Origin of the sequence: Clostridium amylolyticum (assembly GCF_900142075.1) — a bacterium.
Taxonomy (GTDB): domain Bacteria; phylum Bacillota; class Clostridia; order Clostridiales; family Clostridiaceae; genus Clostridium_AA; species Clostridium_AA amylolyticum.
Genome location: NZ_FQZO01000004.1, coordinates 1 through 14,806, shown reverse-complemented (window position 1 = coordinate 14,806; position 14,806 = coordinate 1). Strand labels below are relative to the sequence as shown.

At 30.7% G+C, this 14,806-nt stretch carries 11 protein-coding genes; 9 read left to right on the top strand and 2 right to left on the bottom strand.

Annotated features, from left to right (window positions below):
- Positions 1–17 precede the first annotated feature (17 nt).
- The gene (locus tag BUA82_RS09970; protein ID WP_073007272.1) at positions 18–2,915 is read left to right on the top strand and encodes a DEAD/DEAH box helicase; all 2,898 of its coding nucleotides are present in this window, start codon (positions 18–20) and stop codon (positions 2,913–2,915) included.
- A gap of 12 nt (positions 2,916–2,927) precedes the next feature.
- On the opposite strand, the gene BUA82_RS09965 is transcribed toward BUA82_RS09970, so the two are convergent.
- The gene (locus tag BUA82_RS09965) at positions 2,928–3,332 is read right to left on the bottom strand and encodes a (deoxy)nucleoside triphosphate pyrophosphohydrolase (protein WP_073007269.1); all 405 of its coding nucleotides are present in this window, start codon (positions 3,330–3,332) and stop codon (positions 2,928–2,930) included.
- Positions 3,333–3,505: 173 nt separating this feature from the next.
- Between BUA82_RS09965 and BUA82_RS21130 the strand changes: the two genes are divergently transcribed.
- The 4 genes from BUA82_RS21130 to BUA82_RS09945 all read left to right on the top strand — a co-directional run bounded on the left by BUA82_RS21130 (position 3,506) and on the right by BUA82_RS09945 (position 11,167).
- Positions 3,506–8,446, top strand: coding sequence for a S8 family serine peptidase (locus BUA82_RS21130; protein ID WP_073007266.1), 4,941 nt, complete (start codon positions 3,506–3,508; stop codon positions 8,444–8,446).
- A 262-nt stretch (positions 8,447–8,708) separates the two neighbouring features.
- A complete protein-coding gene (locus tag BUA82_RS09955; RefSeq protein WP_143148611.1) occupies positions 8,709–9,410 on the top strand; it encodes a hypothetical protein in 702 nt (233 codons plus the stop codon).
- A gap of 8 nt (positions 9,411–9,418) precedes the next feature.
- A complete protein-coding gene (locus BUA82_RS09950) occupies positions 9,419–10,957 on the top strand; it encodes an Mbeg1-like protein (protein WP_073007258.1) in 1,539 nt (512 codons plus the stop codon).
- A 15-nt stretch (positions 10,958–10,972) separates the two neighbouring features.
- On the top strand, positions 10,973–11,167 hold the full coding sequence (locus BUA82_RS09945) for a hypothetical protein (protein WP_073007254.1): 195 nt from the start codon (positions 10,973–10,975) through the stop codon (positions 11,165–11,167).
- A gap of 173 nt (positions 11,168–11,340) precedes the next feature.
- Here BUA82_RS09945 and BUA82_RS09940 read toward each other — a convergent pair whose 3' ends face one another.
- A complete protein-coding gene (locus BUA82_RS09940) occupies positions 11,341–11,895 on the bottom strand; it encodes a DUF6143 family protein (protein WP_423230453.1) in 555 nt (184 codons plus the stop codon).
- 208 nt (positions 11,896–12,103) lie between these two features.
- On the opposite strand from BUA82_RS09940, the gene BUA82_RS09935 reads away from it, so the two are divergent.
- The 4 genes from BUA82_RS09935 (at position 12,104) to BUA82_RS09925 (ending at position 14,365) form a co-directional block, all read left to right on the top strand.
- Positions 12,104–12,736, top strand: a complete 633-nt coding sequence (locus BUA82_RS09935) for a histidine phosphatase family protein (protein WP_083599885.1) — start codon at positions 12,104–12,106, stop codon at positions 12,734–12,736.
- 57 nt (positions 12,737–12,793) lie between these two features.
- Positions 12,794–12,922, top strand: coding sequence for a clostri-philic family protein (locus BUA82_RS21125; protein ID WP_278321578.1), 129 nt, complete (start codon positions 12,794–12,796; stop codon positions 12,920–12,922).
- Between the two features lie 161 nt (positions 12,923–13,083).
- Positions 13,084–13,878, top strand: a complete 795-nt coding sequence (locus BUA82_RS09930) for a thymidylate synthase (RefSeq protein ID WP_073007242.1) — start codon at positions 13,084–13,086, stop codon at positions 13,876–13,878.
- A 1-nt stretch (position 13,879) separates the two neighbouring features.
- The gene (locus tag BUA82_RS09925; protein WP_073007237.1) at positions 13,880–14,365 is read left to right on the top strand and encodes a dihydrofolate reductase; all 486 of its coding nucleotides are present in this window, start codon (positions 13,880–13,882) and stop codon (positions 14,363–14,365) included.
- Positions 14,366–14,806: the final 441 nt, after the last annotated feature.

Here is a 14,806-nt window from a genome sequence, read left to right as displayed (position 1 = left end):
AATGAGGTAAATATAAAATGAATAATTCAGGTTTAAATGTAATAGATAATAAAGTTCTTGAATATGAAGGGATAATTAATCCTAAGGGTATTGAAGATACTACTTATTTGATAAATAACAAGTTAATAGTTAACTCAGAAAAAGGTAATTTATTAAATGAATTAAAAAGATGCTTAAATGAGTGTGAAAGGTTTTACTTCAGTGTAGCTTTTATAAATTTCAGCGGTTTGCAACTTTTACTAGATACATTTAAAGAGCTAGAATTAAAAGGCGTTAAAGGTAAGATAATAACTTCTACCTATTTGAATTTTACTGAACCCAAGGCATTAGAAAAAATAAAAACCTTTAGTAATATAGATTTAAAGGTTTTTGTAGCAGATAATGACAATGGCTTTCATACCAAAGCATATATATTCGAAAATAGAGATGAATATAAAATTATCATAGGATCTTCAAATATTACCCAAAGGGCACTAAAGAGCAATGTAGAGTGGAATGTCCAAGTAATTTCTAAGAGGGAAAACAGCTTTATTAAAGATGTATTTAAAGAGTATAATAAGCTTTGGGATTGTACAGATATTGTAGATGAAAAATTTCTTAATACCTATGAAAGTTTTATTAAAGAAATTAGAAAAGTAAATTCATATAAAAGCATGGAATTTGAGAATTATAAGCAAATTAAACCAAATGAAATGCAAAAGAAGGCCGTAAGAAATTTACAAAGATTAAGAACCGTTGGGGAAGACAAAGCGCTAGTTATAGCGGCTACTGGAACAGGAAAAACCTATATGTCAGCCTTTGATGTTATTGAGTTTAAGGCTAAAAAAATGTTATTTATAGTGCACAGAGAAGAAATTTTAAAAAGTGCAGAAAAAACCTTTAAAAAATTAGTTAAGAACAAGACAAAAACTACTGGCCTTCTAACAGGTATGAGAAAAGATATTAATGCAGATTATTTATTTTCCACCATACAATCTATGAATAATAATTTATATGACTTTAATAAAGATGAATTTCAATATATTGTAATAGATGAAGCCCATCACAGTTCAAGTCCTTCCTACAAAAGGGTTATAGACTATTTTAAACCTGAATTTTTATTAGGCATGACTGCCACCCCTGAGAGAAGTGATGATGGAAACATATTTAATATATTTGATAATAATGTTGCATTAGAGCTGAGGCTTCGTGAGGCTTTAGCGTTAGATTTAGTGATACCTTTTCACTATTTTGGTATAACGGATATAGAGGGGATAGATTTAAGTGATGTTAATTTAAATAATGGCAATGAGATAGCAAAAAGGCTAAAAGTCAATGAAAGAGTTGATTTTATAATAGAAAAAATGAACTTTTACGGACATGATGGAGATAAATTAAAATGTGTAGGCTTTTGTGCCAGTATAGATCATGCAGAGTATATGGCAGCAGAATTTAATAGAAGAGGTATTAATAGCATAAGTTTAACAGGAAAAAATTCTCCTAGTGAAAGAGAAGAATATATAAAAAGGTTAGAATGTGATGAAGATGAGCTTAAAGTGATTTTTACTGTAGATATCTTTAATGAGGGGATAGATATACCATCTATTAACCTAGTACTGATGCTTAGGCCCACAAATTCACCTATAGTATTTATACAACAATTAGGCAGGGGTTTAAGAAAGTATAAGGATAAAAGTTTCTTAACAGTATTAGATTTTATAGGCAATTACAATAAAGCATTTTTAATAGCCATAGCTTTAAATGGAGCTAGATATTATGATAAAGATAGTTTGAAAGTAGCTGTGGCAACTGAATTTGCAAATTTACCAGGCTGCACTAATATTCAGATGGATAGAATTTCTAAAGAGAGAATACTTAATCAGATAGACAAAGAAAATTTTAATTCTATGAAATATTTAAAGGAAGAATATCAAGAATTTAAAAAGTTAAGAAATGGTAAGACCCCCTATTTGCTAATGGATTATATAAATTATGATGGTGCTCCAAATCCTATCAAATTCATATCCAAAGAAAAAATATATTTAAATTTTGTAGCCAAAGTGGAAAATGATGATGAGCTTAAAAGCTTATTGACAAAGGATGATTTCTTTACAATTAGTAAAGAACTATCTGGTATGCTTCCAATAAAAAGAGTTTATGAATTTGCAATTATTAAATATTTAATGGAACATGATGAAATAAACTTACAGCAAGGAAAGAAAGAGATATTAAAATACATAGAATTTGTGGATGATGATAGTGTAAAACATGCCTTTAAGTGCTTAAATCAAGATTACTATGATTCAGGACAAGTTAAAAGCAATCTAAAATCCTTTGATTATAATGATGGAATATTAAAGACTACAACAAAATATTTAAAAGTAATTAGGGATGAAAACTTAAAGATATACATAGAAGATATTATAAACTATGGTTTAATTAGATATGAAAAGGAATTTGAAAACCAATACTATGGTGTGCCTTTCCTAAAACTTTATGAGCAGTATCAAATGGTAGATATAGCTCTTTTATCCAACTATACTAAAATACACAGTTCCTTTAGGGGCAGCGGATTATTAACTAATGAAAATGATTTTTTCTTATTTATAGACTTACATAAAGAAGAGGATATAAAGCAAAGTATAAATTATGAAGATAAATTTATAAACAGTAAAGCCTTTCAGTGGCAAACACCAAATAATATATCCCAAGAATCACATAGAGGGAAAAATATAATATTTAACCAAGAGAGAAAGATTAACTTGCATATATTCATTAGAAAGTATAAGCAAATTGATGGAAAAGTACAGCCATATATTTATATAGGAGAAGGAAACACTATTAAATATCATGGAGAAAAACCTATAACAGTTACAATGGAATTAGAGAATGAAGTGCCAAATAGTATATATTTAGAGTTTAATAAAAAGGTATAGCGTTTAAATATGCTATACCTTTTTCTCTTCATTTACTAATAATTTTACAGCAGGTATATCTGCTGGAGCCCAATTTAAAGATGGTAAGTTTTTTCTATGCATCCATATTAGCTTATCATGCTCATTGGCAATGGGTGTACCACTTTTAATTTTACATTTTACGGTAATTAGGTTTACTATAAAGTTTTCGTACTCATGGGTATTGTTATTAAATTCATTAATAAATTCAATATCACATTTAAGCTCTTCTTTAATTTCTCTTATAATAGCAGTACTAACGGACTCATCTTTTTCAATTTTTCCACCAGGAAATTCCCAGAAATTTGGCAAGTTCATTTCTGTAGAACGAAGGGCGCACAGTATTTCCTTTTGATCATTTTCAATAATTGCCCCTACAACCTTTATAACTTTCTTCATCCAAAACACCTCTTTTTTAGTGTATCACAGAATATCAATTTATCAATAAAAAAGATTACCATAGTTGTAAATTATATACAATGATGGTAAAATGAAGGTGTTGAAATTTAAAAATAATAATTTAGTAATTATTATTTTTAAATTTAATGTACTAATAAAAAGGGGGTCATTAAATGATCAAAAATTTCAGAAAGACCACGTTAAAGCTTTTTAGCCTGGTTTTAGCCTTACTCTTAGGACTTGGGGGATTTACAAGGGTAAGTGCAGTGGAAAATACTCCTGAAAAGCTTGACAAAGCTAAAATACAAAGGATGAAGGAGGAGCTTTCTAAGTTACCAAGGGAAAAGGTTAGCAAGATTGAAGCAGGAAAGCAGAATCCTGAAGAACTTGTAAGAGTCATTGTTGAAATGACTGAAAAACCTGCTGCTGAAAAATTTAGTAAGTCATTAAAGGCATCACCGCAGGAAATAAATTCAGTTAAGGAAACACAGAAAATAGTTAAAGATAAAGCTAAAACTTTACAAGGAGCAAGCATTAGACATAGCTATGGCAACTTAGTAAATGGTTTTAGTATGGATGTTAAAAGAAAAGAAATAGACAAGCTTAAAAAAATGGCTGGGGTAAAAAGCGTAAAAGAAGTAAATAGGTATGAATTGGATATGACTTCAGCTAAAAATTTAACTCAAGCCTATGAAGCTTGGGAAAAGTACAATTTAAAGGGCGAAGGTATGCTTGTATCCATAGTAGACACAGGTGTAGATTACAGACATAAAGATATGAAAGCACCAAAAGATTCATCAAAACTTAAGCTAACTAAGGCTAATATAGATGAGTTAAAAAAGTCTGGAGTTTTGAAAGCTGGTAAAGACACTGAAACTTATTTTACAGATAAGATTCCTTATGGATATAATTATGCAGACAAAAATAATGAAGTTATAGATAAAAGACCAGATGCCGGACATGGTATGCACGTATCAGGTATAGTTGGAGCAGATGGAGACGAAAATGAAGTTAAAAATGGACAAGCAGTTCAAGGAGTAGCTCCAGAAGCTCAATTACTTGCTATGAAAGTATTTTCCAATGGTCCTAGAGGCAAATCTGCTTATACTGATGATATAGTTGCAGCTATAGAAGATTCAGTAACCTTAGGAGCAGATATAATAAATATGAGTTTAGGTTCTCCAGCAGGATTCCAAGATGAGGATGATATTGAACAAAAAGCAATATTCAATGCCACAAATAAAGGTGTTACAGTAGTAGTTTCAGCAGGAAACTCTAGTTACTCTACAGCACCATATAGAGATTCAACTATGAAAGATATTTCCACAGTAGGAGCTCCAGCTCTTTCAAAAGATGCTTTAATGGTGGCAAATTACCAGAACCCAAAAGTGACTTCATATGCTGTAAGCTTTTTAAATGAATCAGAAATAGAACTATCTAAGACACCTTACACTAATCATACTTTTAGCTTTGAAAATAATAAAAAGTACGAAATGGTTAATTGTGGTGTTGGTAAACCAGAGAATTTTACTGGAAAAGATTTAAATGGTAAAGTTGCCCTTATAATTAGGGGAGAAATTGCCTTTACAGAAAAAATATTAAATGCTCAAAAGGCAAATGCCATAGGAGTCATCATATATAACAATGGTGCTAATGGAGATGCTTTATTAAATATGGCAACAGATCCGGCTATAAACATACCAGCAATATTCATAGGTAATACCGTTGGGAAAAGTATAGCTGAAAAATTAGATAAAAATGAACTTGTTAAATTTATATTTACTGGAGCTACTATGAGTCAAGATAATCCAGAAGCTAATGATTATGACGATAGTACCTCTTGGGGAGCAGCTCCTAATTTAGAGTTTAAACCTCAAATAGCAGGTCCAGGAGGAAATATATTCTCCACAGTAAATGATAACAGATATGAAAATATGAGTGGAACCTCTATGGCAGCACCTCATGTTTCAGGCGGAATGGCACTAATATTACAATCCATAAAAGCTTATAATAATACTTTAAATGGAAGAGGACTTGTAGACTATGCTAAAAATATAGCTATGAATACTTCAAGTGTAAAAATGGACAGCAAAGGAGTTCCATACTCCCCTAGAAGACAAGGATCTGGAGTAATTCAGATATCAAATGCTATAAAAAATAAAGTTACAGCTACCTATAAAGGTAATGCTGCTGTGTCATTAAAAGAGATTAAGGAGAAGAAAGTAAGCTTTACCATAGATTTAAATAACTATGGTGATAAAGATGTTACCTATACTTTGGAAACTATTAAAGGAGTATTAACTTCTATACAGATGGGTAAGACTAATGAAATGGCTAGTGATACAATTTTAGATTCAAAGGATGCTAGCATGAGTTTTGATGCCGAATCAGTAACCGTGAAAGCTAATGGTAGTGCTAAGGTTAATGTTACTCTAAATATAGGAAATGATTTAGAGACAGAAAAGTTCCTAGAAGGTTATATTAAATTTAATTCTGCAAATAGCGAAGAAAATCCATCCTTAGTAGTACCTTTTATGGGCTATTATGGTGACTGGAGCAAAGAAAAAATAGTAAACTATACAGCTTGGGAAAATGCTGATACCTTAATGGCAGATATAGACAAGAATGGACAGTTTGAAGGTGCACCAGCCTTAGTGTCTAAAGCAGCTTTATTCCTTGCTAATGGAGATGGATATGCCATAGCAGATCCTGATGTCATAGCAATTTCTCCTAATGATGATGGAGATTATGATGAAGTAATACCATATTTATATATGTTAAGAAACTCTAAGAAAATAATAACAGAGGTTTTAGATAAAAATGGAAATGTTGTGGTTAATGCCGGTGAAGATAACAATGTAAGAAAGCAAATTTACAATGCTTCCAATGGCAGTGGAAAGTCCCCAATTTTAAGAGAAAACTTAAAATGGAATGGGAAAATTTATAATAGCTCTAAAGGAGAATATGAAGTTGTACCAGAAGGTGAATATAAATTAAATATAAAATCTTATGTGGACTTACCAGGAGCTAAATCACAAGATTTTGTAATTCCTGTAAAAGTTGACGTAACTGCTCCGAATATAGAGATCCTTTCTCCTAAAAATAGTGAAACAACAACTTATAATGTTCAGTGGAAAGAAAGTGACAACTTATCAGGAGTGGATGTAAGAGGTATATTTGTAAATGGTAATTTTATAAGAGATGCCAAGATCAATTATAACAAGGATACAAAAATTTATAGTGCAGATGTAATTTTAAAAGATGGCGTAGCTAATGATGTTATGGTAGTTGCACTAGACAATGCCAATAACTTTGGCTATTCACAAATAACTGTTCAAGCAGGAAAGATAGTTCCATGCGTTATAACCTTTGATAATAATGATTTTGCTTCAGCAAGTATGGAGTTAACAGAAAAGGGATTAACCCCAGCAGGAAAATATATTATCACAGGAAAACTCACTAGTCAGCCTAAGGTGTTCACCATAGCAAAGAAAGATGTAAAAATAAATAAAGATCTAACCTTTAGTATAGAACTAGATGGAAAAGAATTTAAACAAGGATTAAACTATATTCCTGTATATGCAGAAAACTCTGATGGCAGTGTAGCTAATGTTTTAGTAGAGGGTGAAAAATCTCCAGCTAATTACTCTGTAAAGCTATATTATGACTCTGAAGCTCCTATAATTAACTTAACAGCACCATTATTGAATAAAAGTGGACAAGCTTCTGTTAATAAAGATGAAGTAACCTTAAAAGGTGTTGTTTCTGACAGCGGTATGGGCTATACCTTCTATATTAATGGTGAAGTAGTAAAGAGAGTAGAAGTTGAAGCTAATTATGGACATGAAGCCACAGCTTATAACTTTGAAAAAACTATAAGTGTTAAAAATGGAGATATCCTAGAACTAAAGGCCATAGACTTATTTGGACATAAAACTGTTAAAACCGTAAAAGTTATAGTGGACAAAGAGACTCCAGTAGTAGCAGTAACAGGGGTGGAAAATGAAAAAGTTTATAATACTTCAGTAGCACCAGTGATTAAGGTAGATGATGTTGAAGCTGAAGTGACAGCCGTGTTAAATGGAAAAGAATATGATGGAAAAGAAATAACTGAAGAAGGTAAATACGAATTAGTTATTACAGCAGTAGATAAGGCAGGAAATAAGGCAGAAGCAGTGGTTAAATTCTCCATAGATAAGACAGCGCCAAAGATCACTGTAACAGGAGCAGAAAACGGAAAAGCCTATAATACTTCCATAGCTCCAATTATAAAAGTGGATGAAGAAGCTACAATAACCACTACTTTAAATGGAAAAGAATATGACGGGAAAGAAATAACTGAAGAAGGAAACTATGAATTAGCTATAGGTGCAGTGGATAAGGCTGGAAATAAAACAGAAGTATTAGTGAAATTCTCCATAGATAAGACAGCTCCAAAGGTTGAATTAACAGGAGTAGAAGATGAAAAAGCTTATAATACTTCCATAAATCCAGTAATAAAGGTAAATGATAAAGAAGCTACAGTGACCACTACTTTAAATGGAAAACCTTATGATGGAAAAGAAATATCTGAAGAAGGAAAGTATGAATTAGTGGTAACCGCAGTGGATAAGGCTAATAATAAAACAGAAGTATTAGTAAAATTTGTTATAGACAAAACAGCTCCAATTATACAAGTTAAGGGTATAGAAGCTGGAAAGGTTTATGATAAAGAAGTTACTCCAATAATATCTGTAAATGAAAAAGATGCAGCAGTTAAGTTCATGTTAGATGGACAAGAATATGATGGAAAATCTCCTATATCTAAAATAGGAAAGCACAAGATTGAAATAACCGCTACAGACTTAGCAGGTAATACTTCAAATTTAGTAGTAGAATTTGAAATAAAAGCTGCTTCAAATAACGGTGGCAATAATAACAGTGGTGGCAACACAGGCGGCAGCAATACAAATAACAATAACACTGGAAAACCTTCTACTGGAACAACAAATAATGATAAGCTTGCTAAAACAGGTTCCTCTATTAACAAGAACTTGTTAGTATTTGGTGGAGCAACCCTTCTAGTTGTAGGCGTGTTCCTAGCTATCAGAAAAAAAACAAGAAAAGAAAACTAATATTAAGATAAACCCCTCATAATTTTGAGGGGTTTATTTAAGTTTTTCGCTTGTCATGTGACTGGCACCTTAAGGTGCCATAATTTATTTACAAATAAATGGTATTTGAACTTTAAATAGTTTAAATGTTATATTATAATGATTATATAATTGGAATTAATGTAAAAAAATAGAAGAGTATTAAGGGAAATTAAACTTGAAGTTAAAGCAAAATGCTTTAATTTTATCTATTATAATTTTGTTTATGGGGGTGAGTGGATGCATGTCTATAAAAAAATACGAAGATGAAGGTAAAAAAGAGATGATAGATTATTTAGAGAAAAAATATAATGAAAAGTTTGTTATGGAATATTTTACACCTTTAGGTAATGGATTTAATAGACCTACATATGAACAAGGCTTTGTTAGGTTAGAAGATGATAAATTAACAAAGTTTACTGTGCAAAGACGCAAAAACGAAGAGGGAAAAGGGTATTATTTTACAGATGGATATGCTTTTCGCATTGCAGAAAGAGAGTTCTTAAAAGAAATAGATAAAATAGCTAAAGATTTTTTTCAAGAATATATGTTAACTACTTACATTACAACTACAGCTCCAGAATTTACAAAGTATTCCTATGATAAAAATTTAAATCTTAATGAAATGTTAAATAAGGAAACAAGGGTTATGATTTCCGCTAGAGTCTATATAAATTCTAGAGATATAATTGATAAAAATAAAGAGGCTAAAAAAATTTACTTATTTATGAATAAGATAAAAGAAAATAAGTATTGGGGATTTATGACATTCTTATACTTTGAATCTGATGTATTTAATAAGCTTGAATATGAAAAATTAGCGCTTATGAAATTAGAGGAAGTGGAGACTAAATTGAATGTTAAAAACTCTACATTCTCAGAGGTTAATAAGGATATGACAATTAATGATTCAGAAAAGGATATTATTTATAAATTTCAGAATTAAGATAGTAGGTGATTAAACTGCTTAATATTAATGATAATGAATATAATTTACTAAGTCAGCTAGCATATATTGATTTTCATGGCTCAGAAGATATTTTAAAAAAGCTAGATAAAACAAATTATACCATTGGAGATATGGTGCGGTTTTATCTTAATAATGAGGATTCACTAAAAGCACAAGGGAATAGATGTGCCATGGATACTGAGGAATGGAGAAAAACCTTTATGAAAATCTCCAACAATCCTGGATTATGTAATTTGAAAATTAAAGGATATATTAACGAGAATTTTGAAAAAGGAATGGACTACAATACCCAAGGAAAAAGTATAAAAACTGGACTAGGTGCATTTTGTTTTGAAACACCAGAGAAAGAAGCGATAATTGCATATAGGTGTAGTGAAACAAGAGAAGGTCTTGGAAGGGAAGAGTGGAAAGATAATTTTAAAACGGGATTTACTGATAAAACTGTACAGCAGGAAGCAGCTCTTAAGTTTCTTAATGAGATGAAGAAAAAGTACAATTACAGGGATTTTATAACTATAGGACATTCAAAAGGGGGAAATAGTGCCCAGTACGTTGCTGTAATGTCTGATGATGTGAAAAAATGTGTTTCCTTTGATGGACCTGGATTTTCTGATAATTTTATTAGAAATAATTCTATAAAAATTCTTAAAGCTAGAGATAAAATTATATCCTATGAAGGGAAAATGGATTTTGTGTCCTCTCTTTTATTTGGCATTGCAGGAAAGATTATAATTATTGATACAGAAGATCAAAGAGATTTTTTAAGCCATCATAAACCTAATATCTTCCTAGATGCTCAAGGTAATTTTTATGGAGAAACAAAAAAAGATATCATATGTATGGCCATAAAAAGTTATACCATAAGGGTTTCTACGTTATTTCCAGATAATACAGGCCTTTATTTAATAGATGCAGTATTCAATATTTTAGATGGAAAATATGCACTTTACGAATTAGGAGGTATTTATATTGCATTAAGTGGACTGCCTTTTTTTGCTACTCATGCATTGGTGGAATTGTTCCTTTTAGGAGGTTATTATCTGGGAAATGAAGTGTTGCAGAAAGCCAATGATTTATTAAGAAACATAAAAAGAGTGTTGCTTTATATGGCGCAGGTTCTTATGGATAAATTAAAGGAGTTAGGACAGGATGTTTTCGAAGTTAGAGCCACTGTTTTTCAGAGTGTGGAGTCATTCTTTCAGGATCTTAAAAGTAGAACTAGTGAGTTTGTAAATAGAGGGAAATCCATAGATAATGAGCCTAATATATATGTAAATATTCCAAGACTTTATTATTACTCACAAAGACTATCATATATAGCAAGAAGAACATCAGATATAAGTAGAAGACTTGAAATATTATACCTTAAAGGTGAATTAGAAAGAAGCTATTCCTTGGTTAGAACTGATTTATTAATGAAATATAACTATAAACTTCAGCAGCATATTAAATATTTAAATAAAACAGCAGAACTTCTGGAAAACACAGAACGTCGTTTGTTAAGACAAGCTACTTCAATTTAGTGAGGTGAATATAAGGTGAATCCAAGAACAAAGCAAGAGTTAGATGAAATAATCTATGAGCTAAATGCTATAACCAAAGAACTTGATGATCTATCAGAAGGCATGGCAAGAGAGTTTAAAGGAATTGGAACATTAGAGTGTTCTAAAGGAATAAAAACCTTATCAGGTAAATATACCAAAGTGAAAAATCAGTTATATGAAATTAAATGAACTAAACAAAAGCTTCAAAGCCTTTAAGGCGTTGATAAATATATATTACAAGAGCGAAAACCAAGAATTCAAATTTAACAAAAATAAAAGCAAATATATATAATACTGCTTTGAAAATTATAATAGGGTGCTTGTGCACCCTATAATTCAATCAGTAATCCACTTACTATACACTAACAAGAATAATTTGGAGAATGATATATTTCTTCCTCCCACCATCCCATAGCAACCTTTGCGCTGTCAAAGGCAACGGGTAAAAATCCACCTAGAAAAATAATAATAGATTGTCCTGGGCCAAGAATAATTTGGCCGCCATCAACTACTAAAGTAGAATATGGAGAAACTATTCTGCTAAATATAGGGACACCATCACTTGGTGGTTTGGGAGTTGTAGTTAAATATCTAATTTGACCTTTGGGAGTTGGTTCAGGGAAAACAGCTGTATTAACACAGCTAACTAAGTCGCTGATAATCCCATTGTTAAAGCTGGATCTTAGATAAAACTCCGCTGATACATTAAGAGCGGAAATATTTGTTATAGTCATGGCATTTATATATATATTTCTATTTGATTTAATTGGATTTAGTAATGCTACTAAAGCATGTTCATTTTCACCAGTTAAAGTGGGCGTTTGACCAATAAAATAATTACCTTTTCTAGATTGATATAATGGGTATTCCATGGATACTTCCACTAAGCTTCTTTTGTTATAATACGACACAACCATCACCTACATATAAAAATTGTAAGAAATATTTTTCCTTACAATATATAATATTATTTATACATACAACATGCTACAAAAGGATTAATAAGCAAAGAAAAATAATATTAAATACTAATTAGCAATTAATGATTATACTATAGTTAATGCTTTTATTTATAGAAGCCGTACATGATTTTGAAAGACTAATATATTTGGAAGGAGAATTATAATGACAAAAGTATATTTTATAAGACATGCTCATCCGGATTTTTCTGTTCAGGACGATTTAACACGTCCTCTGAGTGATAAGGGACTTTCGGATGTTAAAAAGGTGACGGATTTTTTAATGGACAAAGATATTCATAAAGTATTTTCAAGTCCTTATAAAAGAGCTATGGATACTGTAAAGGATTTTGCTGAAAAATCTAATTTAGAAATTCATACTGTTCACAATCTTAGAGAAAGAAAAATTGATGATGTTTGGATAGAAGATTTTAATTCCTTTGCGAGACAACAATGGGAAGATTTTGAGTACAAGCTATCTAATGGGGAGTGCTTAAGGGAAGTTCAGGAAAGAAATATAGCTGCTTTACAGGAAATATTAAAGGAAAATAAAGATAAAAACTTAGTGATAGGTACACATGGCACTGCCCTAAGTACTATCATAAATTTTTATTGTGAAAGTTTTAAATATGATGAGTTTCAAAGAATAAAGGGATTCATGCCCTTTGTTGTATGTATGGAATTTGAAGATGTGCACCATAAAAGCCTAGAATATACGCACCATAAAAGCCTAGAATATACACACCATAAAAGCCCAGAATATATTCGCCTTAAAAAGATAGAAGAAGTTATAATTTAGAATGTTTATATAAAATGAAATAATGGGTACAATAATTCTAGGAAAGGAGAGATTTGCATGGATAAGACTAACAACGGTAATAATAAAGGCAGAAAAAGAATAGGTGTTAAAAATCTTGCAAAGAATAAAGGAAATAAAGAAATACCTCCTAAATTTGAAAACCTAGAGGGTGATCCAGTAAAATAGAGTTAAAGCCTGAGTCCATGGGATGGATAAGGGCTTTATTTTTATATAAATATTTATCTAGAAAATAAAATTAATAAATTAGCAATACACAAACTATTGGTAAAAAACTTTTTTTTGGTATAATTAATATAAAAACAATATAGATTGATGGAGGAATTTTAATGAACAATGCAGACCTTCAGTATTTAAATGTAGTAGAAGATATTTTAAAAAACGGATATTATGAAAAAGAAAACAGAACAGGAATTCCTACTTATAAATTACCTCATCAGATTTTTAGATTTAACCTTGGAAAAGAATTTCCTATATTAACCACTAAGCAGGTGGGGTTTAAGACAGCTGTCAAGGAACTTTTATGGATTTATAAAGAACAAAGTAATGATGTTAAAAAGCTTCAAGCCCAAGGTGTACATATATGGGATGAGTGGATGAAGGAAGATGGCACTATAGGTACTTCCTACGGTTATATTGTTAAAAAGTATAATCAAATAGATAATTTAATTCAAGGGTTAAAAGAAGATCCACAAAACAGAAGACATATAATGAGCTTATGGCAAATACCGTACTTAGAAGGTGGTTCGCTTTATCCTTGTGCTTTTATGACTATGTGGGATGTAACAGGAGATAAACTTAACTGTATGCTAGTGCAGAGAAGCGGAGATATACCCTTAGGTGTTCCTTTTAATATGACACAGTATGCAGTACTAGTTCATTTAATAGCTCAAGTAACTGATCTAAAACCTGGATTATTCACCCATGTAATAAATAATGCCCATATATATGAAAACCAAGTGGAAGGTATGAAAATTCAACTATCAAGAAAAGATGAAGCCTATGAAGCACCAAAGTTATATATAAATCCGGAAATAAAGGATTTCTATGATTTTACTATTGAAGACATAAAGATAGTAGACTATAAGCATCATCCTGGAATTAAAATGGAGGTGGCAGTATAAAATGATTAGTTTTGTTGCAGCAGTAGCTGAAAACAGAGTGATAGGTAAGGACAACAAGTTAATATGGAAAATACCAAAAGACATGGAGAAGTTTAAAAAAATAACTTATGGTGGAACCATAATTATGGGAAGAAAAACTTTTGGTTCCTTGCCGGGAGTTCTTAAAGGAAGAAAACATATTATTTTAACAAGAGATCCTAACTTTAAGATAGAAAATAATGATGTAGTGGTATTAACCAGTATAAAAGACTTAAAAGTATATATAGAAGATACTGATGAATATTTTGTTATAGGTGGAGGAGAAATATTTAGATTACTACTCCCTTATGCTCAAAAGTTATATATTTCTAGAATTCATAAGGAATATGAAGGAGATACATTTTTCCCTCATATCAGTGATAAAGAATGGGAAGTAAAAGAAGAAGAAGAGATTTTTGACGAAGAAGCTAATATAGGATTTACTTTTCAAGTTTTGACAAGAAAATAAATGATAACTTATAAGGAGGTAAAATAGCCTCCTTATTTTAATATTTTTATTATATAGATACTTAAAAATCATATTTTAGCCAGTAATACAGTGTATACCTTACCACGTGTATCATTATATGAAATAAGCAGAATATAAACGATATAATTAGGATATTATAATTTAATATAAAAAAATAGCAATAAGTTAAAATAATATAATGGTACATACATGGTACGATATCTCTTGTCATCAGCGGTGACTGCAACAAGAAATTTGTTGACAACGGTCAAGGTTAATGATATTATAATAAAGCGACAACATACATGTCGATTTATAAATTGGTCTTTGAAAATTGAACAGAAATAAAGTTTAAATAATTATGTAACCAGCAATTCTTTTGAATTAAAGTAATGAGTAACAGACAAACTTTTTAAATTGAGAGTTTGATCCTGGCTCAGG